Source organism: Streptomyces sp. NPDC051320 (assembly GCF_040682175.1).
Taxonomy (GTDB): domain Bacteria; phylum Actinomycetota; class Actinomycetes; order Streptomycetales; family Streptomycetaceae; genus Streptomyces.
Map to the genome: position 1 here is coordinate 313,994 of NZ_JBFBAL010000003.1, position 21,067 is coordinate 335,060.

Consider the following 21,067-nt stretch of genomic DNA (forward strand, 5'->3'; position numbering starts at 1 on the left):
TCCGGGCTCAAAGCATCGATTCGAGCGGCGGACCCCGGGCTGTGGGGTTCATTGCCGGCCTGTCGTTGGGAGCAGGGGGCTGGAGGTCAAATTTGCGGGAGACCCACCGCAGCCTCGCAGGTCACTCGGCAATCCAAGGTCCGAACCACCGGCTTCGCCCGGGTCGCGAGCGCCCCCGCAGATGCGGACGACAGGCGAGCACGCCCGGCCGTCGGCGCGATGCCGGACGGCCGGGCATATGGGTGGCTCGCGGGAGCTGTGGGCCGTTAGTCCTTGCCTTGCAGCCGCCAGATCTGGTTCCTCTTGGTGCCCAGTGCGCTCCCGGGGTCGCAGGTCCACTGGTGGATCTTCGCGCCGGCCGTGGTGGAGACGTCGCTGACGTCGACGCACTTGCCGCTGTGCACGGCGACCAGTTGGTAGTCCTGGCTGTTGCCCAGCGCGGTGACAGGCTTGAGGGTGAACATCTGGTTGGTCTGGCCGTTGCAGGTGTACTGCTGGACGGCGGCGCCTTCGGCGGTCGAGGCGCCGGCGACGTCGAGACACTTGCCACTGAGTTCGTTGACGACGGTATAGGTTTTGGTCCGGCCTGCGACCGGCTTGAAGTCAAGCGTCTGCTGGTAGCCGCCCTCGCAGTAGTACTGCTGGTACTGGGTGCTGTTGGCGGTGCTCAGGTTGGTGTCGTCCAGGCACTGGCCGCTGTTCTCGCTGACAGCGACCGTCGAGATCGTGGCGTTGGACGGCGGGAGGAGGGTGACGGTGTAGCCGTCCTTTGCGTTACTGAACGGGACGCTGAGGGAGGCGGCGTTGTTGCCGACCGTCAGGGTGGTGTCGTAGATGGTCGTCGGTCCGGTCACGGCTGCACCGTTGTTGTAGGGGATGCGCTGGACGACGGCGCGGACCCGGCTGTTCTGCACCACGGAAGTGGTGTTGAGGCCGGTGAGGTTGACGGTGACGTTGCCGGTGTTGCCGCTGCTGCCGAGCAGGATCTTGGCGTTTTTGGCGGTGTTGTCCTTCGTGGCGAGTCCGTCGGTGCCCGTGCCGGCGCTGAAGCTGACGATGTTGCCGGTCTGCGAGCCGTAGTAGCGGTACATGAGCCACTCGCCCAGCGGCAGGTACTGGCCGGCGCTGTTCTTGGTGAGCAGGTTCGCCTCGTCGTCGTGCAGGTGGGTGCCGGAGGCCCAGTTGCCGCGCAGACCGTCGGCACCGGCCCGCTCCAGGCGGCCGATGAACCAGGCGCCGCCGCCCGGGGACTGCATGGACAGGGTGGCGTACTCGTTGATCTGGTACGCGCGGGTGTTGGTCAGGCCCGCCGCGGCGAGGGTGGAGTTGGCGCGGCCGACGTCGGTGACCGGGTCACCGGGTTCGTCGTGCCAGCTGTAGATGTCGGGGGCGACATTATTGGCCTTCACGTAGTTCAGGTACGTGGTCCACCAGGTGTTGGACGAGTCCGGCTTGCCCGCGATGCTCGGCCCCACGATCAGCTGGTTCGGGAACGCGGCCCGGACCCGGGCGTAGAAACGGGACCACATCTGCAGGTACTGGGCCTCGGACGGCGCCCAGAAGCCCTTGCCGTCCGGCTCGTTCCACAGGTCCCACTCGACCGTCATGTTGTTGGCCTTGACGTCGCCTATGAGCTGGTCGAGGAACTTGTCGAACTGCGTCCAGTCGCCGTTGTCACCGGGGAAGGCCTGGCTGGTGGTGCCGTCGGCGCCCCACAGGTCGTGCGGCAGCAGGACGAAGGTCCCGCCGAGGGCGGCGGTGCGCTTGTACTGGGCGAGGGTGGAGTTCCAGCGGGTCTGGTAGTCCGCGAGGCTGGTGGCGTAGCCGCCGCTGTTCAGCTGGGCGCCGCCGGCCCGCATGAAGTGCCACTTGATGTCCTTGAAGAAGTGGTCCTGCGGCAGCGAACCGCCCGGCGTCATCCCGTAGATCATGCCGGAGGCGTGGTAGGTGGGGGCGCCTCCGGCGGTGGCGAAGTTGACAGTGACACTGGTGTCCGCGGCCTGCGACGAGGTCGCGGGCAGCAGGGTCGTGGCCAGGGCGGCGAGGAGGACTGCGACGGATGAGACTGTTCGGCGTCTGGTTCGGGTTGCGGGTCCGGAAAGCTTCCCAAGGGATTTCATGGTGCGGCTCCTGGGGGGAGGGGGCGGACCGGCGCCAGGATGGCCCGGGTCTGTGGGATACGGCTGGTCAGTGGCCGTTTCGGTGTGCGTGGGCTTCGGCGAGGAGGAGGTAGCTGCTGGCGGTCCAGGTATAGGCGCGGTCGCGCAGGCCCGTTCCGGTGAGGGCGTCGAAGTTCTCGGCGAAGCCGTGCGTCTCGCACAGGGCACGAAAACGGGCGCTGAGGTCGTCCGCCAGCCGGTGGTGGCCTGCGCGGCGCAAACCGTCCTCGATGAGGATGGTTGCGGGGGCCCAGATCGGGCCGCGCCAGTAGCCGTCGGCGAGGTAGTGCGGTGAGGCGGCCAGTTCGGTGGCGAGTCCGTACGGAGTCAGGTGCGCCTTGATGTGGTCGGCCAGTGCGCTGCTGACATCGGCGGGCAGATGTTCGCCCAGCACGATGGGCACCAGATCGAGGAGGCTGGAGCTGCTCCAGGTGTCCCCGGTGACGACTGACCGGGCGACGAACCTGTCGCCGGTCCAGAGCTGTCCAAGCAGCGTGGCCTGAAGCTCCTCGGCTGCTCGCGTCCATCGGCGCACCTCGTCGGCTTTCAACAACTGCCGTGCCAGGTCGGCGAGTTCATGCATCTGGAGGACGAGGAAGGCAGTCAGATCGGCGGTGACGACCACCCGCTCGGGGTCGAAGGTGGTGGCGTTGTCCCACCCGCTGTCGTTGCCGTGCTGGTAATGGGCGAGGGCGGCCCCGGGAGCGCGGCGTGCGGTGAGCCAGAAGTCCGTCCATCGCTCCAACCGCTCGTACGCCTCGGTCAGTTCCGCGCGGCTGAGCGGCGTCCGCAGCCGGCGGCGCAGGTGGCCGAAGGCCCAGCCGTGGATCGGTGGTTTGACGAAGTTGTAGAGGACCTCGGAGTGGGTGACGGAGTCCGGCAGGGCACCGCTGTCGTCCTGGTGGTCGAAGGGCAGGGCGAACTGGTCCCAGGCCAGTTCGGGGCATCCGGACGCCAGGGCAAGGGCGTTGAAGCAGTGGTCCCAGCTCCAGACCTTGTCCATCCAGTGCTTGGACATCAGTACGGCAGGCCGAGTGACCAGGCCGGCCGGGCGGACGGTGGCCGACCAGACGACGTAGGCGGCGAGTTCCGCGGCCGGCGTGGCGGACGAGCGCCAGGGGGCGACCCTGTCCACGAAGTCCGCGAAGGAGCTCTGTACGGCCTCTACGATCGCGTCGAAGGCCGCCGAGGCCGTGTACGGGGGGCGCGCGGTGTCGAGTTCCTCGATCGCGATCTCCCAGGCGCCGCCCGCCTCTCCGGTCACCACGAGGCCGCGGTCAGTGCTGCCCAGGGCCTGGGCTCCGGCCGTGTCGGCGACGGTGCCGGACACGACGGTGACCCGGTAACGGCGTCCGGTCTCGTACGACGTGAAGACATGCGCGTCCGTTGCCGGGTCGTGGAAGAAGTACGTTCCGCTGAACGGGGTCAGCGCCTGCGCGGCGGCGGAGACGCTCATACCCAGGCCGCTCCCCCGCAGACGTACGGTGTCCGCCGACTCGTAGGCGAGATCGACCTGCCCGCCCTCGCTGATCCAGCTGAGCAGGCCCGGTGTGGCCTCGACGCGGGTCTCGGCGCGGTCGCCCGTCGCCGTGTCCAGGGGGACCAGGCGCAGCACGGCGTGCATGCCGTTCTGGTGCGAGACGAGGTGGAGGTCATCGGCGTACGTCTTCTCCGCCACCACGGGCGAGATGCCGAACCAGGATCCGTGCGTGCTGAAAGGGATGTCGTGAACGGAGAAGGCTGGTCCGGATCGGGCGGCGGTCATGAAGGGTGACTCGTTTCTCGAGCAGGGGACATCGGCCGGCTGACCGGCAGTCGGCTCAGTCGTGACGGGGTGGAAGCACTCAGTCCTTGACGGCGCCCGCTGCGACACCGGCGGCGACGTAACGCTGGGCGAGAACGAGGATGACCGCGGTCGGCAGCGAGGCCACGACAGCGGTGGCCATGATGGCGTTCCACTCCTGGTTGTTGTTGCCGATGTAGTGGTAGATGCCGAGGGTGATCGGCTCGTGTGCGCCGCCGTTGACGAGGGTGTTGGCGAAGACGAAGTCGGACCAGGACCACAGGAAGGCGAACAGGGACACCGTGACGACGGCGTTACGGCTCATCGGCAGGACGATCGACCGGAAGGTGAGCAACGGCCCGGCACCGTCCATCTGCGCGGCCTGGAGCAGTTCGCCCGGGATACCGGACATGAACGCGGTGAAGATGAGCACCGCGAAGGGAACGGCAAGCGTGGAGTCGGCGACGATGAGGCCGGGCACTGAGTGGAGAAGGCCGAGGCTGAGGTAGATGGCGTAGAAGCCCATCGCCATGATGATGCCGGGGATCATCTGTGCGGCCAGCAGCACGAAGCTCAGCAGGCCGCCGCCGCGCGGGCGCAGCTTGGCCAGCGCATATCCGGCGGGCGCGGCCAGGACCACGGTCAGGACGACCGTGCCCAGGGCGACGACCAGGCTGGTGCCGAGGAAGGGCAACTGCTCGTCGAGGACACTGCGGTAGCCGGCCAGGGTGCCGTGGATCGGCAGCAGGTCCGGCGGGCTCTTGCGCATGTCCTGATCGCGGGTGAAGGACACGTTGAGCATCCAGTAGACCGGGAAGAGCATGGCCCCGGTCAGCAGGAGACCGGCGGCCGTCTTCCACCACGTACGGCTGGTGCTTCGGTTCATGACAGCGCCTGCTTTCGCTGGACTCGGAGGTAGACAAGGCCGAAGACCAGGGCGGCGACGACCAGCAGGTTCCCGACGACCGCGCCCGGGCCGAAGGCGGGCAGCAGGTTGCCGAAGCCGAGCTGGTAGGACCAGGTGGCGAAGGTGGTGGACGAACCCGCCGGGCCGCCCTTGGTCATGATCCAGATGATGTCGAAGACCTTCAGCGTGTAGACCAGCCCCAGCAGCAGCGTGATCGCGGATACCGGGCGCAGCAGCGGGAACGTGATCCGCCGGAAGCGATGCCAGGCGTTCGCCCCGTCGAGGGCCGCCGCCTCGTACAGGCTCGCCGGGATGGACTGCAGACCGCTGTGGAGCACGACCAGGTTGAACGGGACGCCGATCCAGATGTTCGCGATGATCACCGAGGTCAGCGACCAGGACGGCGAGGTCAGCCAGTTCACCGGGCCGATGCCGATGGCGTGCAGGGCGGTGTTGACGATGCCCGATTCACTGTTGAGCATCCACGACCACGTGGAGGCCGACACGATCAGCGGCAGCAGCCACGGCACCAGGAACAGGGCCCGCAGGGTCGCCGACAGCCGGAAGTTCTGGTTGAAGAAGACCGCGAGCGCCAGGCCGATCGCGTACTGGAAGACCAGGCACACGGCGGTGAAGACCACGGTGTGGAGCAGGGCCGGGGAGAAGGTCGGGTCATCGAGAACGGCCCGGTAGTTCTTCAGGCCCGTGAAAGGCGCGTTGCCCTGGACGAACGAACGAACGGTGTAATTGCGCAGGCTGAGGTCGATATTGCGGTAGAGGGGATAGGCGTAGAAGAGGGCGAGATAGAGGGTCACCGGGGTGAGGAATCCCCAGGCGGCCCACTGCGGGGAGGTGGGCCGGCGCCGCTTTCCGGTGCGGGCCGGGGGCGGACCGGCGTGGGCCGCCCCGCCCCCGCCGCGAACGGACCGGCGGTCCGGCAGCTGTGTCATGTGGTTCATCTGTGGTCCCAGGGTTCCTGGCTACTTGGCGGCGGACTGAGCCGCGGCCAGCGCGTCCTGGGGCGACGTGGATCCGCTGAGGGCGGACTGGACGGCCTTCCACAGCTGCTCGGAGATCTTGGGGTACTTGGTGCCCAGGTTGTTACTGGTGCGTCCCTTGGCGGCCTTCACCGCGTCGACCCAGGGCTTCAGCTGGCCGTTCGCCGCCACCTGCTTGTCCTGGACCTCGCCGGTCGGAGCCACGTAGGACAGGGTGGTGTCGGTGTTGTACAGGTTCTGGTCGCTGGTGAGGCAGGTCGCCAGCTTCTGGGAAGTGGCGTAGCGGGCGGTGTCGTCCTGGACCGGGATGGTGACGAACTCGCCGCCCGTCGGGGCGGCAGCGTGACCTCCCGAGGCGCCGGGGATGGGAAGGACGCCGTAGTCGAAGCCCGCCTTGCCGGCGTTCGCGAGCTGCCAGGTGCCGTTCTCGCTGAACGCGTAGTCGCCGCTCGCGAACTCCTGCCAGCTGGTCGTCTGGGTGTTGTTGAGCACCGAGTTGGGGGCGTAGCCCTTCTTCAGCCAGTCCTTCCACAGCGACAGGGCGGACACGGCCTGGGTGGAGTCGAGTGCCGTCAGCTTGGCACCCGCGCCCCAGAACCACGGCAGGAACTGGAAACTGCCCTCCTCCGTGCCGATCGCGGAGAACGTGATGCCCTTCTTGCCGGCCTTCTTGACCTTGCCCAGGGCCGCCGTCAGCGACGTCCAGTCCTTGACCGAGGCGATGTCGACCCCCGCCTCCTTCAGCACCTTCTTGTTGTAGTAGAGGGCGAGGGTGTTGGCCCCGACCGGCGTGCCGTACGTCTTCCCGCCCGACTGGCCGGCCGCAAGCAGGTTCGGGTCCATCTTCGAGGTGTCCAGCTTGTTGTCATCGGTCGTGGTGAGCACTCCCGCCTCAGCCAGGGTCGACACCACCGGGTTGTCGACGATGAGGACGTCCGGTGAGTTGCCCTGCTGAGCCGCCAGCAACGTCTTGTTGCCCAGGTCGCTGGTGTCGAAGCCGGTCCGCTTGATCTTCACGCCGGCCTCGGTGCCGCACTGGTCCAGCAGCTTCGTCCAGGCCGAGCCCCCAGCGAACTGCGGGTACGGGTCCCAGATGGTGTACGTGCCGCTGCCGGTGCCCTTGGCGTCGGTACCGGCCGAGGATGAGGAACAGGCGGTGCCGACGAGGGAGACGACGGCCGACAGGGCCACTGCGGCAAGACGCCGTCTGGAGGAGCAGTGCATGGTGGTTCCTTCGTTTTTGACAGGGGGTGCCATGGGAGGGACGACAGGATGGAGGCGGGCGCACCGAGCGAAGGAGACGATCGCCTGTCGGGTGTACCCGGGGAAGAGGGACAGCGGGGCTGGGAGGCGGTCAGGTCCAGGCGGACGATGTGCCGGTGGCGGGTCCGGTGCTGGCCCGCAACGAGATCGGCGGCGTGAGCAGGTGGTGCCGGGGTGAGGCATCGGGATGGTCGAGCCGCTCGACGAGCAGGTCGATGGCGTGACGGCCCATCTCCTCCGCCGGTACCTCCGCCGCGGTGAGCTGCGGAGTCACCGTCTCCGCCCAGCGGCTCGCTACGACTCCGGTGACGGAGAAGTCGCGCGGCACATGTCGGCCCGCCTGCGCGAGCCCCCGATAGAGACCCCCCAGGGCAGCCTCGTTCAGCGTGACCAGGGCAGTGGTGGCCGAGTCGTCGCACAGGATCTTTTCCAGGCAGGCCTGGCCGGAGGCGGCATCGTCCTCGCAGCAGTACGTCCGCACGGTCAGCCCGCGCTCGGCGGCGGCCTTGGTGAACCCGTCCAGTCCCCGGTGCGCGGACTCGTAACCGGCCCGCAGGAGTTGCTCCGGCCTGTTGACGAAGGCGACCGTGCGGTGGCCGAGGTCCGCGAGGTGGTGGACGCACGCCTCCACCAGCGCGGTGTGGTCGAGGCTGACCCACCAGTCGCCCTCCGGACGGGCGGTGCGGCCGATGGTGACGGCGGGGAAGTCGAGCGCGGCCAGGTGTTCGACCCGGTCGTCCTCCAGCCTGATCTCCATCAGGATCGCGCCGTCGACCCGCCGCTCCCCCAGCAGCCGCTGGAAGGACCGGTCGCTGTCCACGCCGCTCGGTGACAGCAGCACGTCGTAATCGTGCGCCGCGGCGGCCTCCACCACACTGCCGATGAAGTCCAGCTGCATCCCGGTGTAATGGTTGCCGGCCGGCGGAAACACCAGGCCGATCGTGCTGGTCCGGCCGTTCGCCAGGGCACGCGCGCTCGCGTTGGGCCGGTACCCCAGCTCGTCGATGACCTGCTGGATCTTCCGGCGGGTGTCGTCCGACACGGGGCGCTTGCCGCTCAGCGCGTAGGACACGGTGCTCCGCGAGACACCGGCCCGCCGGGCGATCTCACCGATGTTCACGGGGAACTCCTTGCTCGAACCGGTTCGATGCTGCCTTGGTGGAAGCAGGCCACCGGTCGTGTGGATGCGGGGTGAGGAGAAGAGCGGCGGCCGGTCATCGAACCGGTTCGCGTGAAGTGAAGGTAGGAACAACGCGGATGTCTGTCAACACCTGGGCCAACACTTCTCGTCATGGCGCCGGCCATCCTGGCGACCCACCCATCTCCTCGCTTCCCAGGTATTGCTGCGGGGATTTCGGCGGTGCTAGCTTCCTGCGAACCGGTTCGACGAAGTGATCCTTCCCATCGTGAGCCCGGTCGACGCACTCCGCCGAGCCCGGGACTTCTTCAATGCCGTCTCGACACGACGTTGCCCGCGCAGCAATCGAACCGGTTCACCATGCGGCCCCTCAGGCTTTCCTCACTGGCCAACGGCACGCGACGAGCAGCCGGCTGAGGGGGCCGACCCGAGCCCGTCACTCAAGATTGAGGACGCAATCCATGCCATCCGCTGACAGTCCCGCCCGGCGCCGGGCCCCGGCCGCCGTGGCGCTGGCCCTCGGCGCGGGCCTGCTGGCCGCGCCGGCCGCCCCTGCCCAAGCGACCGACCCGCCCCAGCCCACCGCCCGCTACACCTTCGATCAGGACGACCTGGCCTCCGGAAAGATCACCGACAGCTCCGGCAACGGCCTGACGGCGAGCCTGATGAACGGCTCGACCGCCCAGACCGTCGCAGGCACGGACGGAGGCAAGGCGCTCGCCCTGCCCGGCGGTGTGCCCACCTCCGCCGGCGCGTATGTCCGGCTGCCCCGCGAAGTGGTCGGCGACGCAACCGACTTGACGGTCTCCGCCCGGGTGAAGTGGAGCGGCGACAAGGCGCCCTGGCAGCGGATCTTCGATCTGGGCACCAACACCACCAAGTACCTCTTCGCCACCCCGTACAACAACAGCGGGCTGCTGCAGACCTCCGTGACCACCGGCGGAGGGGGCGCGGAGACGCAGGTCCGCGGCTACGCGATGCTTCCCGCGGATGAGTGGCGGACCGTCACCGTCACTCTCGACACCTCCGCCGACCGTCTCACCACCTACCTCGACGGCGTGGCGGTCTCCTCCGCGGCGACCACCATCACGGCGCGTGACCTGCTGGACGGTTCGGCCACAGCCGCCGGTTACATCGGCAAGTCCCTCTACCCCGACCCGCTGCTCAAGGGCGCGATAGACGACTTCACGGTGTGGCACTCGGCGCTCAGCGCCGAGCAGGTGGCCGGTATGGCCGGGACCGTGCCGACCGTGCAGGAACTCTCGAAGACGTCCTTCGAGGCCCGAACGACGACCGGGACCGCGCCCTCCCTCCCGGCCCCCGTCCGTTCCTCCTTCTCGGACGGCTACGACCGCGACACGCCGATCACCTGGGACGCCGTACCGTCCGAGAAGTACGCCCGGCCGGGGACCTTCACGGTGGCGGGAACGGCAGCCGGACGCGCCGTGCGGGCAGCCGTCACCGTGGTCCGCGAGGGCGAGCTCACCGTCGACCTCGGCTCGGACACCGGCCCGTTCCACGGGGGCGCTTCCGGCACCCTGTACGGCGTGTACGGGCCGGACGTCCCCACCAACAACCTCATCCAGGGCATGGGCCTGCGCACGGTCTCCACCAAGGCGCAGGACGGCCCGCAGCACCCGGGGGCCGACGCGCTGGACGTGGTCAAGCCGCTGGCCGACTCCACCGACGGTGACGTCTACATCTACATGACCGACATCCACCGCGGCTTCCCGTACGAGTGGCCGGGCGACACCCCCGACGAAAAGATCAAGCTCTACGACGAGAAGATCGCCAAGCAGGTCGACCAGGTCCTCCAGCTGCCGAAGGAGTACCAGGACAACATCGTCTTCGTGCCGTTCAACGAGCCCGAGGGCAACATGTTCGGTACCGGCGAGTGGAGCTACGACAAGGTCAGCTGGCTCGACGACCCTGACGACTACTTCGCCGCCTGGGACGCCGCCTACAAGCTCATCAAGGGAAAGATGCCCAGCGCGCGCATCGCCGGCCCCAACACCAGCGTCCTCTACGACCAGGTGAAGGGCTTCCTCACGCACGCCCTGGCCGCCGGCACCCTCCCCGACGTCATCACCTGGCACGAGCTGAGCCACCCGGAGGCGGTGCGAACCAGTGTCGCCAAGTACCGGGCGTGGGAGAAGGAGTTGTTCAAGGGCACCGACAGGGTCGGCACCCAACTCCCGATCAACATCAACGAGTACGCCTTCAACTACCACACCTCGGTCCCCGGCCAGATGATCCAGTGGGTGTCCGCGATCGAGGAGTCCAAGGTGGACGCCGACATCGCCTACTGGAACATCGACGGCAACCTCTCCGACTCCGCGGTGCAGTCCAACCGCGGGAACGGCCAGTGGTGGCTGCTGCACTCGTACGCCTCGATGACCGGGCACACGGTCAACGTGACCCCGCCGTTCCCGGGCGAGAACTACACCATGCAGGGCGTCGGCACGCTCGACAAGGACAAGCGGCAGGCCCGGCTGATCTTCGGCGGCTCCACCGGCAAGGGCCACATCACCTTCGACAACGTCCCCAAGAAGCTCTTCGGGGACGACGTGCACGCCTGGGTGAGGGAGATCGAGTGGACCGGGCAGGTGGGCGACTCCGCCGACCCGAAGCTGCTGTCGGAGCAGAACCTGAAGGTCGGTGACGACGGCAAGGTAGTTGTCGACTTCGGTGACGGCGCGCTGCCGAAGCTGAAGGAGTCATCGGCGTACGAGATCGTCCTCAGCCCGGCCGGTGAGGCGGCCGGCACGCAGACCCCGCCCGTGCGCTGGCAGGCGTCGTACGAGGCGGAGGACGCCGCCCACACCGGTTCCGGTTACTCCAAGAACGGCCCGGAGGGCTCGACGAGCGACGTGTCGAAGTTCTACACCTCCGGCGGCTACGACGTGGGCGGCCTGCGCACCGGCTCGGACGTCACGCTCGGCTTCACCGTGGACGTACCGCAGGACGGCACGTACGACCTGAGCGTCTTCGCCAACTCCCTCAACACCTTCGACAAGGTGAAGGACCAGGGCCCCACCAATGTGTTCCTGCGCGTGGACGGCAAGGCGGACGGTGAGCAACAGCTCTACCTTCCGCTGGGCTACAAGTGGGCGGTCTGGGACCACACCGACACCAGGGTCCACCTCACCAAGGGCAAGCACACCCTGACACTCGCCGCGCAGAGCGCCGACGGCAAGCGAACCACCCGGGGCGACGCCATAGTCGACCGCCTCACCCTGTCCCTCCCCGAGGCTTCGGCCGCCACCCAGGTGTACGAGGGAGAACTGGCCTGGCTGGACGGCGGGGCACAGCCCGTGTACCAACTGCCGAAGCACGACGCCGCACCGGCCACCGGCTCGGGCGCGGCCCGGCTCGCCAAGGGCCAGACCGCCACTTTCTGGGTCTACTCCCCCGCCGACCGCGAGGCCACCCTCACGGTTGACACCCTCGGTGGGACGGGCGCCCGACTGTCCGTCAACGGCCATGACGTCCTGCGCCTGGCCAAGAGAAGGAACAGCGTGGCGGTCTCGCTTTCGGGCGGCGTCAACAAGGTGACGCTGACCGGAGGTTCGTCTGCCACCCTCGTCGACCGCCTCAGGGTCACGCCCACCGAGGGCGCACTGCCGGCGCGTACCTACGAGGCGCAGGACGCCCAGCTCGCGGGCTCGGCCACACTCGCCCCGCTCTCCCTGGCCACCGACGGAACGGCGATCACCGGCATCGGCGGTGACCCGGGCAACGGCAACACCGCGACGTTCACCGTCGCCGCCGACCGGACCGGCATGTACGCGCTGCGCATCCGCTACTCCAACCCCGAGCAGTCCGAAGCCACCCACTACAACCCGGACCCGCTCGCCCGCCACGCCGACATCACCGTCAACGGCGGCGACCTGCGACGCGTCAGCTTCCCGCACACCTTCCATCAGAACAATTTCTGGGAACTGACCGTCCCGGCGCGCCTCAAGAAGGGGCAGAACACGATCGCCTTCCGTTCCGAGGAACTGCCGAACTTCGACGGCACCACCTACGCCTCGGACACCTTCCCCGGGGTGCTGCTCCGCTCCCGCTACGCGCCGCTGATCGACCGGATCACCGTCGCGCCGTACGCGCGGGAGGTGGCGATGAGGCGCTGACCACCGGCTGGACGTGACGTGCACGTAGGGCGGGCAGCAGCACGCCCTGCGACCAGCACCTGGGGCGCCCCGGTTCCGGTCGGGACGCCCCAGGAGTTCAGTCCTGCCTCACCAGGCCCTCGGGTACCAGATGGCGGGCGACGAGTTCGTCGCGGACCAGGCCGGCGTACACCGTCGCGCCGTGCACCGAGGTGTGGGTGTTGTCCCGCTCCTCGTTGTAGAGATAGACCGCCTTGGATCCCTCGACGCCGAGGGACTCGACGAGCGTCTTCGTCCGGGCCGTGAGGTCGATGAGGGGGACGCGCTCGGCGGCGGCGACGGAGCGGATGACGGCCGGCTGGTCCACCCCCAGGCCGTTCACCAGCAGCGCGATGTCGTTGTTCAGGGTGCCGTCCGCGTTGAACCAGCGGCGGACGATGGGGGTGACCAGGACGGGTTCGCCGCCCTGTGCGCGGACGCCCGCGACGAGCTTTTCCAGGTTCGCGCGATACGTCACCTCGTCGGTCGTCTTGTCGTTGTGAGCAAGCTGGATCAGCACCAGGTCGTGCCGCCGGACGAGCGGCTGGACGGTCGGGAAGAGCGCCGGGTTGGCGAGGTAGCTGACCGTACTCTCGCCGGAGTCCGCATAGTTGGCGACCGACAGTCCGCTGCGGAGGTACTGCGGCAGTTGCTGGCCCCACCCCGAGTACGGAGCGCCCGGCTGGTCGCAGACCGTGGAGTCACCGACCAGGAAGATCTGCCGGGTATGCGGGCGGGCCGGCGTCACCCGGATGTCGGCGAGCGCGGGGGCCGAGCCGCCGAGGGTGAGGTCGAGGCCCGGCGTGCCCTCGGGGCCGGTCGGCTCGCCCTCCGGGGTGCGGACGTTCACCGTGAAGCTGCGGGCCACCGAGCGACCGGCCTCCGTCGCCGTCTCCGGCAGCAGCGAGCGGCGTGTCTCGCCACTGATGCTCGTACGGGACGCCGCATTCCCGCCGAGCAGCACGCGCACGTCGTACGTGCCGGGTGGGACGTCGAAGTGGCAGGCCGTTGCCGTGCAGTTCTCCGGGCCCAGAGCATGTCGCCCGCTGTAGTGGGACTGCGCCCGCGCCGGCGCGACCGACAGCACGGTGGCTGCGGTCAGTGCCCCGAGTACAGGAATCATGAAACGTCTCATTACGCTCCTCCGCACGGCGGAAAACCTAACGGCTGGACTGTACTGCTGCCAGCAAGCGCTTTCTAGTAGACCCTTCGAATTCGGTGAAAGCCCTTTCCCAAAAACGATTCAGTCTGCCAGTCTGCCAGGCACTCGCACCCCCACACCCTCCCCAAGGAGGTACCCCCATGTCCGGATCCGCTCCCGGACCGGTCCGACGCCGCACCTTCGTGCTCGGCAGTGCGGCCGCGGCCGGCTCGGTCGCCCTCGCCGGTGCGTCCGCCTCCACGGCGAGCGCCGCGAGCTTCGGCTACACGGACGACGGCTCGAACTACGTCATCAACACCGGCGCGAACCTGATCCTCAAGGTCAGCAAAACCAATGGCGACCTCACCTCACTCCTCTACCGGGGCACTGAGTACCAGGGTTACGGCGGCAAGAACTCGCACATCGAGTCGGGGCTCGGGACTTCGACCGTGACGATCAAGCAGTCCGGTTCGACGATCCTGGTCAGCGTCGCGCACGGCACGCTCAAGCACTACTACGCGGCCCGCAGCGGCGAGAACAACGTCTATCTGTGGACCAACAAGGCCGACACCTCGGTCAGCGCGACCCGTTACATCGTGCGCGTCAAGGCGGGCAAGTTCCTCAACGACGAGCCCGATTCCTACACCTACGCGCCGACCACCATCGAATCCGCCGACGTGTTCGCCAAGTCGGACGGCCAGACCCGTTCCAAGCACTACTCGAAGCACCGCGTCGCCGACTACGACTACATCGGCTGGAGCGCCGGCAACGTCGGCCTGTGGATGGTGCGCAGCAACCACGAGAAGGCCTCCGGCGGCCCCTTCTACCGCTCCCTGCTTCGGCACCAGAGCGCGGACGGCGGCGGCCTGTACGAGATCCTCTACTACGGCGAGAACCAGACGGAGGCCCAGCGGTTCGGGCTCCAGGGCCCGTACGTCATCGCCTTCACGGACGGCGGCGCGCCCTCGTCGTCGCTGTACCACGGGAACCTCGCCACGCCGTGGGCGGACTCGCTCGGCATCTCCGGTTATGTAGCCGCCGGCGGTCGCGGCAGGGTCGCGGGCGTCGGCATCTCGGGCCGCGACACCGCCTATGCCTACACGGTCGGGCTCGCCAACTCGGCGGCGCAGTATTGGGGTTCGGCCGGGTCCTCGGACGGCTACTTCTCGATCGGGGGCGTCCTGCCGGGGACGTACACCCTGACCGTCTTCAAGGGCGAACTCGCCGTCCACACCACCTCGGCGACCGTGGCGGCGGGCGGCACGACCACCCTCAACACGATCACCGTGCCGTCGTCGAACGACCCGAGCAACGGGAAGGCGATCTGGCGGATCGGCGACTGGGACGGCACGCCGAGCGGCTTCAAGAACGCGGCTCTGATGACGTACGCGCACCCGTCCGATGCCCGGGCCGCCGCCTGGAAAGGCAACGTGGTGATCGGCAGCGGCAGCGAGACCTCGGCGTTCCCGGCGTACATCTGGAAGGACGTCAACAGCGGCCTGCTGGTCTACTTCAAGCTCAGCGCCGCCCAGGCCGCCGCCGCGCACACCCTGCGCATCGGCGTGACGACGGCCTATGCGAACGGTCGGCCGCGCGTCACGGTGAACGACTGGGTCTCGGCCATCCCCTCGCCACCCAGCCAGCCGAGCACCCGTTCACTGACCGTCGGTTCGTACCGGGGCAACAACCACACGTTCACCTACAGCGTTCCGGCCGCGGCGTGGCTCACGGACACCGGACAGTACAACGTGTTGAAGATCGACGTGGTGAGCGGCTCGGGGACGACCGCCTACCTCAGCGCCGGGACGTCCATCGACGCGCTGGATCTCCTCGCCTGACCAGCCGATGGCGCGTCATGTCCAGTGAGCAGAGCGCTGGTTGGTTCCTGCGTTGCTGGTGTACCTGATCAGGCGGCGGAGTCGGCGGTGGTATCCGGGAACGATGGCCCCGACCGGTCGCGCGAGTGGGTCCGGCTCAGGCCGCGTCGAGCAGGGCGCGCTCCAGATGCGCGGAGACGACCCAGTTGGGGGCATCCACCACCTCGGAGATCTTGAGATCCGCGGCCACGCTCGCCAGCAGATACGCATCCTCCGGGGTCAGCCCGGTGCGGGCGGTGATCTCCTCGATCAGTGCGCGGACGGCGTCCTTCGCCGCCGCCATCAGGTCGGGGCCGATACCAGTGGTCGCCAGCGCCGCGCCGGCCCGGGCGGTCATCGCGTCGGTCTCGATGACGGGGGTGCGCGGGGCCGCTCCCTTCCGTACGTCCACCCGGAGCCGCACGGTCGCCGCGGTCTCGATACCGGTGCCGCAGACCTCCCCGTCGCCCATCGCCGCGTGTGCGTCACCGGCGGACAGCAGCGCGCCCTGTACACCGACCGGCAGGATCAGCCGGGCGCCGGGGCCGATGTGCCGGATGTCCATATTGCCGCCCCAGCGTCGGGGTGGGATGACCGAGTGCGGTCCCGGCTCGGGCGGGGCCACGCCGATCGTGCCGACCATCGGTACGACGGGAATGCTCAGCCCCGGCAGTAGTTCGGCATAACCCCCGGCGATGCGGGAGATACGCAGGTAAGGGTCGGGGTAGTCGTCGGCGAGCAGCCCGAACCCCGGCAGGCAGGCCGTCCAGCCCCACTCCTCCACCCGTATGTCGAGGATGTCGACGACGAGTGCGTCACCGGGCTCCGCCCCCTCCACATACAGCGGGCCGGTCACCGGGTTGAGGCGGCCGAAGTCGAGCTTGGTCAGTTCGGCGGCGGACGAACCCGGTCGGAGCTGTCCACCGCTCGCGTCCTGCAATTCCAGGACCCCTTCGGCGCCCGGAACAAGGGTGGCGACAGGGGTGGTGGCACGGTCCCATGTGTGATGTATCCGGTCGCTGTGGACGCTGAATTCAGACATGGAAGGGTGGTTCCTCCGGGGCGAGTGCGGTGCGGGTACGGGTCCGGGTGCGGGCTGCTTCAGGCCGTGTCAGCGATGAACTCCCGCAGTGTGGTGGTGAGCTGTTGCGGCTGGTCCTCGGCGATCAGTGTGCGGCTGTCATCGATCTCCACCAGCCTGCCCTGTGGCAGGAGTTCGGCCAGTCTGCGGCCGTGCGCCCGTGGCATCATGCGGTCCTCGGTCGCCCATACCACCAGGGCCGGCTTGTCGAACTTTCTTAGTCCATCCGCTGCTTCGAGCAGCTCGGATTTGCGCACGCCCAGCGTGTAGCGGCGGAAGTCGGCCCGGATCGCCGGGTCGGTGAGCAGCGGACGCAGCCAGCCGTCCACGATCTCATCCTGCACCGGCCGCTTGGTGAGCGCGCCGACACCCACCGGGAGTCGGCGGAGCGGTTTGAGCGCGAGCGTGCGAGCCAGGAAGGTGATTCCGCCGGGCACCCGGCAGGCCACCCCGATGAGCTTGCCCGGGACGCCCGGCGGGTAGTTGTCGAAGGCCTCGCAGGAGATGAGGACGAGTCGGGCGAGGCGTTCCGGATGGCGCGCGGCGACGGACTGCGCGCGGCCGCAGTCGCTCTCGACGAGGGTCACGCCGGTCAGTTCGAGACGGTCGAGGAACTCGGCGATGAGCTCCGCCACCGAGTCCGGGGTCAGCGGCACGTCGGGGCGCATGGGCGTGCGGTGCGAACCGTACGGCAGGTTCGGGGCGAGCACCCGGTGGTCGGACCGCAGGTCCGCGATCACCGCGCGCCAGACGGTGGCGTCGTGGACGAGTCCGTGGAGCAGGACCACCACGGGGCCGGATCCCCCGGTGTCCTGGTAGCTGACGGTGCCTGCGGTGAGCTCGATCTCGGGCATGTCAGGACAGTACGGCGACCCCGTCGATTTCCACCATGGTTTGCTCGTCCCAGAGCCGCATGGCGCCGATCACGGCCATGGCGGGATAGTCACGTCCCGCCAGTTCGCGCCAGATTCGGCCGAGTTCGGCGGCGTGAGCGCGGTACTCCGTGACATCGGTCGCATAGACGGTGACCCTCGCTAGGTCGCCCGGGGCGCCGCCCGCCGCGCGCAGCGCGGTGAGCAGATTGGTCAGTGCCCTCTCGAACTGGTCGGGCAGGGTGGTGCCGACGACCTTGCCGTCGCCGTCCAGCGCGGTCTGCCCGGCCAGGAAGACCAGCCTGCTCCCGGTGGCGGCGACGGCGTGCGAGAAGCCGGTGGGCGGCGAGAGCTCTGCCGGGTTGATGCGGTCGAGGCTCATCCGTACAGCTCCTTGGCGATGATGGTGCGCTGGACCTCGGTGGCGCCCTCATAGATCCTGGGCGCACGGACCTCGCGGTACAGGTGTTCCAGCAGATGGCCGCGTTGCAGCGCGCGGGCGCCGTGCAGTTGGACGGCGGCGTCGACGACGTACTGTGCGGTCTCGGTGGCGAACATCTTGGCCATCGCGGAGCGCTTCGCGATTCCGTCGGCGCCCGCGTCGTACGCCGAGGCTGCCGCATACACCAGCAGCCGTGCCGCTTCGGTCCGGGTGGCCATCTCGGCGACCTGGTGGGCGACGGCCTGCAGGTCCTTCAACGGACCGCCGAACGCCGTACGGCTCGCGGTGTGCGCGAGGGTGGCGTCCAGCGCCGACTGGGCCATACCCACGGCGAAGGCGCCGACGCTCGGGCGGAACAGGTTGAGGGTGTTCATGGCCACCCGGAAGCCACGGTCGGGCCCACCGAGCAGGTCGTCACGGGTGACCGGAACGCCGGCGAAGGTCAGCGCTCCGATGGGGTGCGGGGAGAGCATGTCGAGCGCGCTGCCGGTCAGCCCCGGTCGGTCGGCGGGGACCAGGAACGCGCTGATGCCGCGGGCCCCGGCGCCTTCGGTGGTGCGTGCGAAGACCGTGTAGAAGTCGGCTTCGGGAGCATTGGAGATCCAGCACTTCTCGCCGGAAAGCCGCCACCCGGCGGCATCCGGTTCGGCTGCGAGCGCGAGGGCCGCCGCGTCGGATCCCGCGTCCGGCTCGCTCAGCGCGAAGGCCGCCACCGCGCGGCCCGCGATCACCTCGGGGAGCAGCCGCTTCCGCTGCTCCGGGGTGCCTGCCTGCACCAACGGGTAGCTGCCCAGGCCCTGGAGAGCGAGGGCGGTCTCCGCCTCGGTGCAGCCGTAGGCGAGCGATTCCCGCATCAGACAGAGGTCCAGTGCACCGGCTCCGAAGAGCCGCTCCAACAGGCCGGCTGCACCGAGGGCGGCCACCAGGGGACGGTTGATCCGTCCCGGCTCGCCCTTCCGGGCGAGTGGGTGCAACTGCTCGGCGGCGAGCGTCCGCAGCTCCTCGCACCATCGCTGCCGGCCCTTTTCCAGCGCGAATGCGGGCATCGACGATCCCCTCTATCGTGAACCGTTGACTGTCGTCACGCAAACGATACGCTCCATAGGCGACAAGGGGGCGATCCCGTCATGGAGCTGAAAACATCAGCGCACGTCGACACCTTTCCCCGCGAGCAGCTGCCACCCGCTCACCAGTGGCCGAAGCTGCTCCTCGACCCTCCCGACCTTGCGGAACGGGCGCGCCCGGACGGGGCCGCTGCCGACGGGGCTCCTGCGGACGGTACGTATCCGGACCGGCTCAACTGTGGCGCCGAGCTCCTCGACCGGACCATCGAGCGCTTCGGTGCGGACCGCCCTGTCTTCCGTACCGCCGCGGGCGAGGTGTGGACATACGGCGAACTCCGCGCCGAGGTCGGACGGATCGCCCATGTCCTCACCTCCGACCTCGGGGTCGTGCCGGGCAACCGGGTGCTGTTGCGCGGGCCGACCACGCCGCATCTGGCGGCCTGCTGGCTCGCGGTGATGAAGGCGGGCGCGGTGGCGGTGACCGTGCTGGCCGCGCAGCGTTCGCACGAGCTGGCCACGATGTGCGAGATCGCCCGGATCAGCCACGCCCTGTGCGACATCAGATCGGTGGACGATCTGGCGAAGGCCGACGTGCCGGGCCTGCGGATCACCACGTACGGGGGCGAGGGGCCCGAGGACCTGCTGCGGCTGGCCGCAGCCAGGCCCGACGACTACCGGGCCGTCGATACCTCGGCCGATGATGTGGCGCTGATCGCCTTCACCTCGGGTACCACCGGGCGCCCCAAGGGCTGTATGCATTTCCACCGGGATGTGCTGGCGATCGCCGACACCTTCTCGCGGCACCTCCTGAAGCCTCAGCCGGACGATGTCTTCGCGGGCAGCCCGCCGCTCGGGTTCACCTTCGGCCTCGGTGGCCTGGTCATCTTCCCGATGCGGGCCGGCGCGTCGGCCCTGCTCCTCGAACAGGCCGTTCCCCGGCAGTTGTTGCCCGCGCTCGCCGAGCACCGGGTGACGGTGCTGTTCACCGCCCCGACCGCGTACCGCACGATGCTCGGTGAGATCGGCGCCCACGATCTCTCCGCCCTGCGGCGCTGTGTATCGGCCGGCGAGAACCTGCCCGCGCCCACCTGGCAGGACTGGTACGACCGGACCGGCCTGCGCATCATCAACGGCATCGGCGCCACCGAACTGCTGCACATCTTCATCTCCGCGGCGGACGACGCGATCCGCCCCGGGACGACCGGGCTGCCGGTCCCTGGCTGGCAGGCTCGGGTGGTGGACACTGCGGGCCGGCCGGTACCCGACGGCGAACCCGGTCTGCTGGCTGTGCGCGGCCCGGTGGGGTGCCGCTACCTCGCTGATGAGCGGCAGAGCGACTACGTCAAGGACGGCTGGAACCTGACCGGCGACACCTACACCCGGGATCCGGACGGCTACTTCCGCTATGTCGCCCGGGCGGACGACATGATCATCTCCGCCGGGTACAACATCGCGGGCCCCGAGGTCGAGGACGCACTGCTGCGGCACCCGGATGTGGTGGAGGCCGCAGTGATCGGCAGGGCGGACGACCGGCGGGGGCAGGTGGTGGCCGCCTATGTGGTGCTTCGGGAGGGAGCGGAGCGGCACCCGGAGGCGCTGAAGGAATTCGTGCGGGGCGAACTGGCGCCGTACAAGTGCCCGCGCGAGGTGGTCTTCCTGGACGCGCTGCCGCGAACGCCCACCGGGAAACTGCAGCGATTCAGGCTGCGCGAGGGGTGATGCCGCGGTCGGCGATGAGAATCCCGCGCTGCGCGGGTCTGCACTGGTACGGGTGGCGGACGCACAGGGAAAGGTGGTCCAGCCCATGTCCTTCACACATGTTCTCGCGGTGGCCCCGGTGAGCGACATCGGGACGGCGGTGGCCTGGTACGAGCGGCTGCTGGGAAGGCCTGCCGATAGGCGACCGATGCCCGGGCTGGCCGACTGGCATATTTCTCCGAGCGGATGGATCCAGGTGTTCGTGTCCCCCGAGCACGCGGGATCGACCCTGCTCAACCTGGTGGTCGACGACCTGGACACCACCCTGTCGGAACTTGCCGCTGTCGGAATCGCCGCCGGCGCGATTCAGCCGGGCGGCGTGAACGTGCGGTTCGCCGCCGTCCATGACCCCGACGGCAATCGGGTCACCCTGCTCGAGAACCCGGTGTCCTAGCGCCGCTCCCGGCAAGCTTTGCCCCGTCGGGCGTGACAACTCAGGTGCCGGGCCACCACC

General features: G+C 68.9%; 15 protein-coding genes. 4 read left to right on the top strand and 11 right to left on the bottom strand.

Translation table 11 applies throughout. The features are described from left to right. Positions 1 to 266 precede the first annotated feature (266 nt). From AB0M87_RS09095 to AB0M87_RS09120, 6 genes are all read right to left on the bottom strand, one after another. On the bottom strand, positions 267 to 2,120 hold the full coding sequence (locus AB0M87_RS09095; protein ID WP_365851252.1) for an RICIN domain-containing protein: 1,854 nt from the start codon (positions 2,118 to 2,120) through the stop codon (positions 267 to 269). A 67-nt stretch (positions 2,121 to 2,187) separates the two neighbouring features. Further along, a complete protein-coding gene (locus AB0M87_RS09100; RefSeq protein WP_365851253.1) occupies positions 2,188 to 3,924 on the bottom strand; it encodes a trehalase family glycosidase in 1,737 nt (578 codons plus the stop codon). A gap of 79 nt (positions 3,925 to 4,003) precedes the next feature. Beyond that, on the bottom strand, positions 4,004 to 4,828 hold the full coding sequence (locus AB0M87_RS09105) for a carbohydrate ABC transporter permease (RefSeq protein WP_365851255.1): 825 nt from the start codon (positions 4,826 to 4,828) through the stop codon (positions 4,004 to 4,006). After that, positions 4,825 to 5,808 carry a sugar ABC transporter permease gene (locus AB0M87_RS09110; RefSeq protein WP_365851256.1) on the bottom strand — a complete coding sequence of 328 codons (984 nt, stop codon included), beginning with the start codon at positions 5,806 to 5,808 and terminating at the stop codon, positions 4,825 to 4,827. The genes AB0M87_RS09105 and AB0M87_RS09110 overlap by 4 nt, the downstream gene beginning before the upstream one ends. A 21-nt stretch (positions 5,809 to 5,829) precedes the next feature. Then, positions 5,830 to 7,071 carry an extracellular solute-binding protein gene (locus tag AB0M87_RS09115; RefSeq protein WP_365851257.1) on the bottom strand — a complete coding sequence of 414 codons (1,242 nt, stop codon included), beginning with the start codon at positions 7,069 to 7,071 and terminating at the stop codon, positions 5,830 to 5,832. A 130-nt stretch (positions 7,072 to 7,201) separates the two neighbouring features. Then, positions 7,202 to 8,230 carry a LacI family DNA-binding transcriptional regulator gene (locus AB0M87_RS09120; RefSeq protein WP_365851258.1) on the bottom strand — a complete coding sequence of 343 codons (1,029 nt, stop codon included), beginning with the start codon at positions 8,228 to 8,230 and terminating at the stop codon, positions 7,202 to 7,204. A gap of 479 nt (positions 8,231 to 8,709) precedes the next feature. Here AB0M87_RS09120 and AB0M87_RS09125 point away from each other — a divergent pair, with 479 nt between their 5' ends. Next, a complete protein-coding gene (locus AB0M87_RS09125; RefSeq protein WP_365851259.1) occupies positions 8,710 to 12,381 on the top strand; it encodes a LamG-like jellyroll fold domain-containing protein in 3,672 nt (1,223 codons plus the stop codon). A 97-nt stretch (positions 12,382 to 12,478) separates the two neighbouring features. Here AB0M87_RS09125 and AB0M87_RS09130 read toward each other — a convergent pair whose 3' ends face one another. Then, positions 12,479 to 13,534: a rhamnogalacturonan acetylesterase gene (locus AB0M87_RS09130; protein WP_365851260.1), complete on the bottom strand. Its 1,056-nt coding sequence runs from the start codon at positions 13,532 to 13,534 to the stop codon at positions 12,479 to 12,481. Positions 13,535 to 13,701: 167 nt separating this feature from the next. On the opposite strand from AB0M87_RS09130, the gene AB0M87_RS09135 reads away from it, so the two are divergent. Beyond that, entirely contained in the window at positions 13,702 to 15,378 is a 1,677-nt protein-coding gene (locus tag AB0M87_RS09135; protein ID WP_365851261.1) for a rhamnogalacturonan lyase B N-terminal domain-containing protein, read from the top strand. 136 nt (positions 15,379 to 15,514) lie between these two features. Here the strand turns inward: AB0M87_RS09135 and AB0M87_RS09140 are convergent, their stop codons facing one another. Genes AB0M87_RS09140 through AB0M87_RS09155 form a run of 4 tightly spaced genes read right to left on the bottom strand, consistent with a single transcriptional unit; the run spans position 15,515 to position 18,837 of the window. Then, positions 15,515 to 16,438 carry an acetamidase/formamidase family protein gene (locus tag AB0M87_RS09140; RefSeq protein WP_365851262.1) on the bottom strand — a complete coding sequence of 308 codons (924 nt, stop codon included), beginning with the start codon at positions 16,436 to 16,438 and terminating at the stop codon, positions 15,515 to 15,517. Positions 16,439 to 16,497: 59 nt separating this feature from the next. Further along, positions 16,498 to 17,331 (bottom strand): alpha/beta hydrolase, encoded by an 834-nt coding sequence (locus AB0M87_RS09145; protein ID WP_365851263.1) that lies wholly within the window; start codon positions 17,329 to 17,331, stop codon positions 16,498 to 16,500. A gap of 1 nt (position 17,332) precedes the next feature. Continuing rightward, complete coding sequence (locus tag AB0M87_RS09150; protein ID WP_365851264.1) at positions 17,333 to 17,731, bottom strand: RidA family protein; 399 nt, start codon at positions 17,729 to 17,731, stop codon at positions 17,333 to 17,335. Then, the gene (locus tag AB0M87_RS09155) at positions 17,728 to 18,837 is read right to left on the bottom strand and encodes an acyl-CoA dehydrogenase family protein (RefSeq protein WP_365851265.1); all 1,110 of its coding nucleotides are present in this window, start codon (positions 18,835 to 18,837) and stop codon (positions 17,728 to 17,730) included. Before AB0M87_RS09155 ends, AB0M87_RS09150 begins: the two co-directional genes overlap by 4 nt. Before the next feature lie 81 nt (positions 18,838 to 18,918). On the opposite strand from AB0M87_RS09155, the gene AB0M87_RS09160 reads away from it, so the two are divergent. Together AB0M87_RS09160 and AB0M87_RS09165 are read left to right on the top strand one after the other, a co-directional pair. Next, complete coding sequence (locus AB0M87_RS09160) at positions 18,919 to 20,574, top strand: AMP-binding protein (protein ID WP_365851266.1); 1,656 nt, start codon at positions 18,919 to 18,921, stop codon at positions 20,572 to 20,574. An 85-nt stretch (positions 20,575 to 20,659) separates the two neighbouring features. Next, entirely contained in the window at positions 20,660 to 21,007 is a 348-nt protein-coding gene (locus AB0M87_RS09165) for a VOC family protein (protein ID WP_365851267.1), read from the top strand. Positions 21,008 to 21,067: the final 60 nt, after the last annotated feature.

Excerpts from the sequence above, each read along its gene's own strand:
- AB0M87_RS09110 (WP_365851256.1), bottom strand. The coding sequence starts at position 5,808 with ATGAACCACATGACACAGCTGCCGGACCGCCGGTCCGTTCGCGGCGGG.
- AB0M87_RS09155 (WP_365851265.1), bottom strand. The coding sequence starts at position 18,837 with ATGCCCGCATTCGCGCTGGAAAAGGGCCGGCAGCGATGGTGCGAGGAG.
- AB0M87_RS09160 (WP_365851266.1), top strand. The coding sequence starts at position 18,919 with ATGGAGCTGAAAACATCAGCGCACGTCGACACCTTTCCCCGCGAGCAG.
- AB0M87_RS09125 (WP_365851259.1), top strand. The coding sequence starts at position 8,710 with ATGCCATCCGCTGACAGTCCCGCCCGGCGCCGGGCCCCGGCCGCCGTG.
- AB0M87_RS09135 (WP_365851261.1), top strand. The coding sequence starts at position 13,702 with ATGTCCGGATCCGCTCCCGGACCGGTCCGACGCCGCACCTTCGTGCTC.
- AB0M87_RS09100 (WP_365851253.1), bottom strand. The coding sequence starts at position 3,924 with ATGACCGCCGCCCGATCCGGACCAGCCTTCTCCGTTCACGACATCCCT.
- AB0M87_RS09165 (WP_365851267.1), top strand. The coding sequence starts at position 20,660 with ATGTCCTTCACACATGTTCTCGCGGTGGCCCCGGTGAGCGACATCGGG.
- AB0M87_RS09145 (WP_365851263.1), bottom strand. The coding sequence starts at position 17,331 with ATGCCCGAGATCGAGCTCACCGCAGGCACCGTCAGCTACCAGGACACC.
- AB0M87_RS09105 (WP_365851255.1), bottom strand. The coding sequence starts at position 4,828 with ATGAACCGAAGCACCAGCCGTACGTGGTGGAAGACGGCCGCCGGTCTC.
- AB0M87_RS09150 (WP_365851264.1), bottom strand. The coding sequence starts at position 17,731 with ATGAGCCTCGACCGCATCAACCCGGCAGAGCTCTCGCCGCCCACCGGC.
- AB0M87_RS09140 (WP_365851262.1), bottom strand. The coding sequence starts at position 16,438 with ATGTCTGAATTCAGCGTCCACAGCGACCGGATACATCACACATGGGAC.
- AB0M87_RS09095 (WP_365851252.1), bottom strand. The coding sequence starts at position 2,120 with ATGAAATCCCTTGGGAAGCTTTCCGGACCCGCAACCCGAACCAGACGC.
- AB0M87_RS09130 (WP_365851260.1), bottom strand. The coding sequence starts at position 13,534 with ATGAGACGTTTCATGATTCCTGTACTCGGGGCACTGACCGCAGCCACC.
- AB0M87_RS09115 (WP_365851257.1), bottom strand. The coding sequence starts at position 7,071 with ATGCACTGCTCCTCCAGACGGCGTCTTGCCGCAGTGGCCCTGTCGGCC.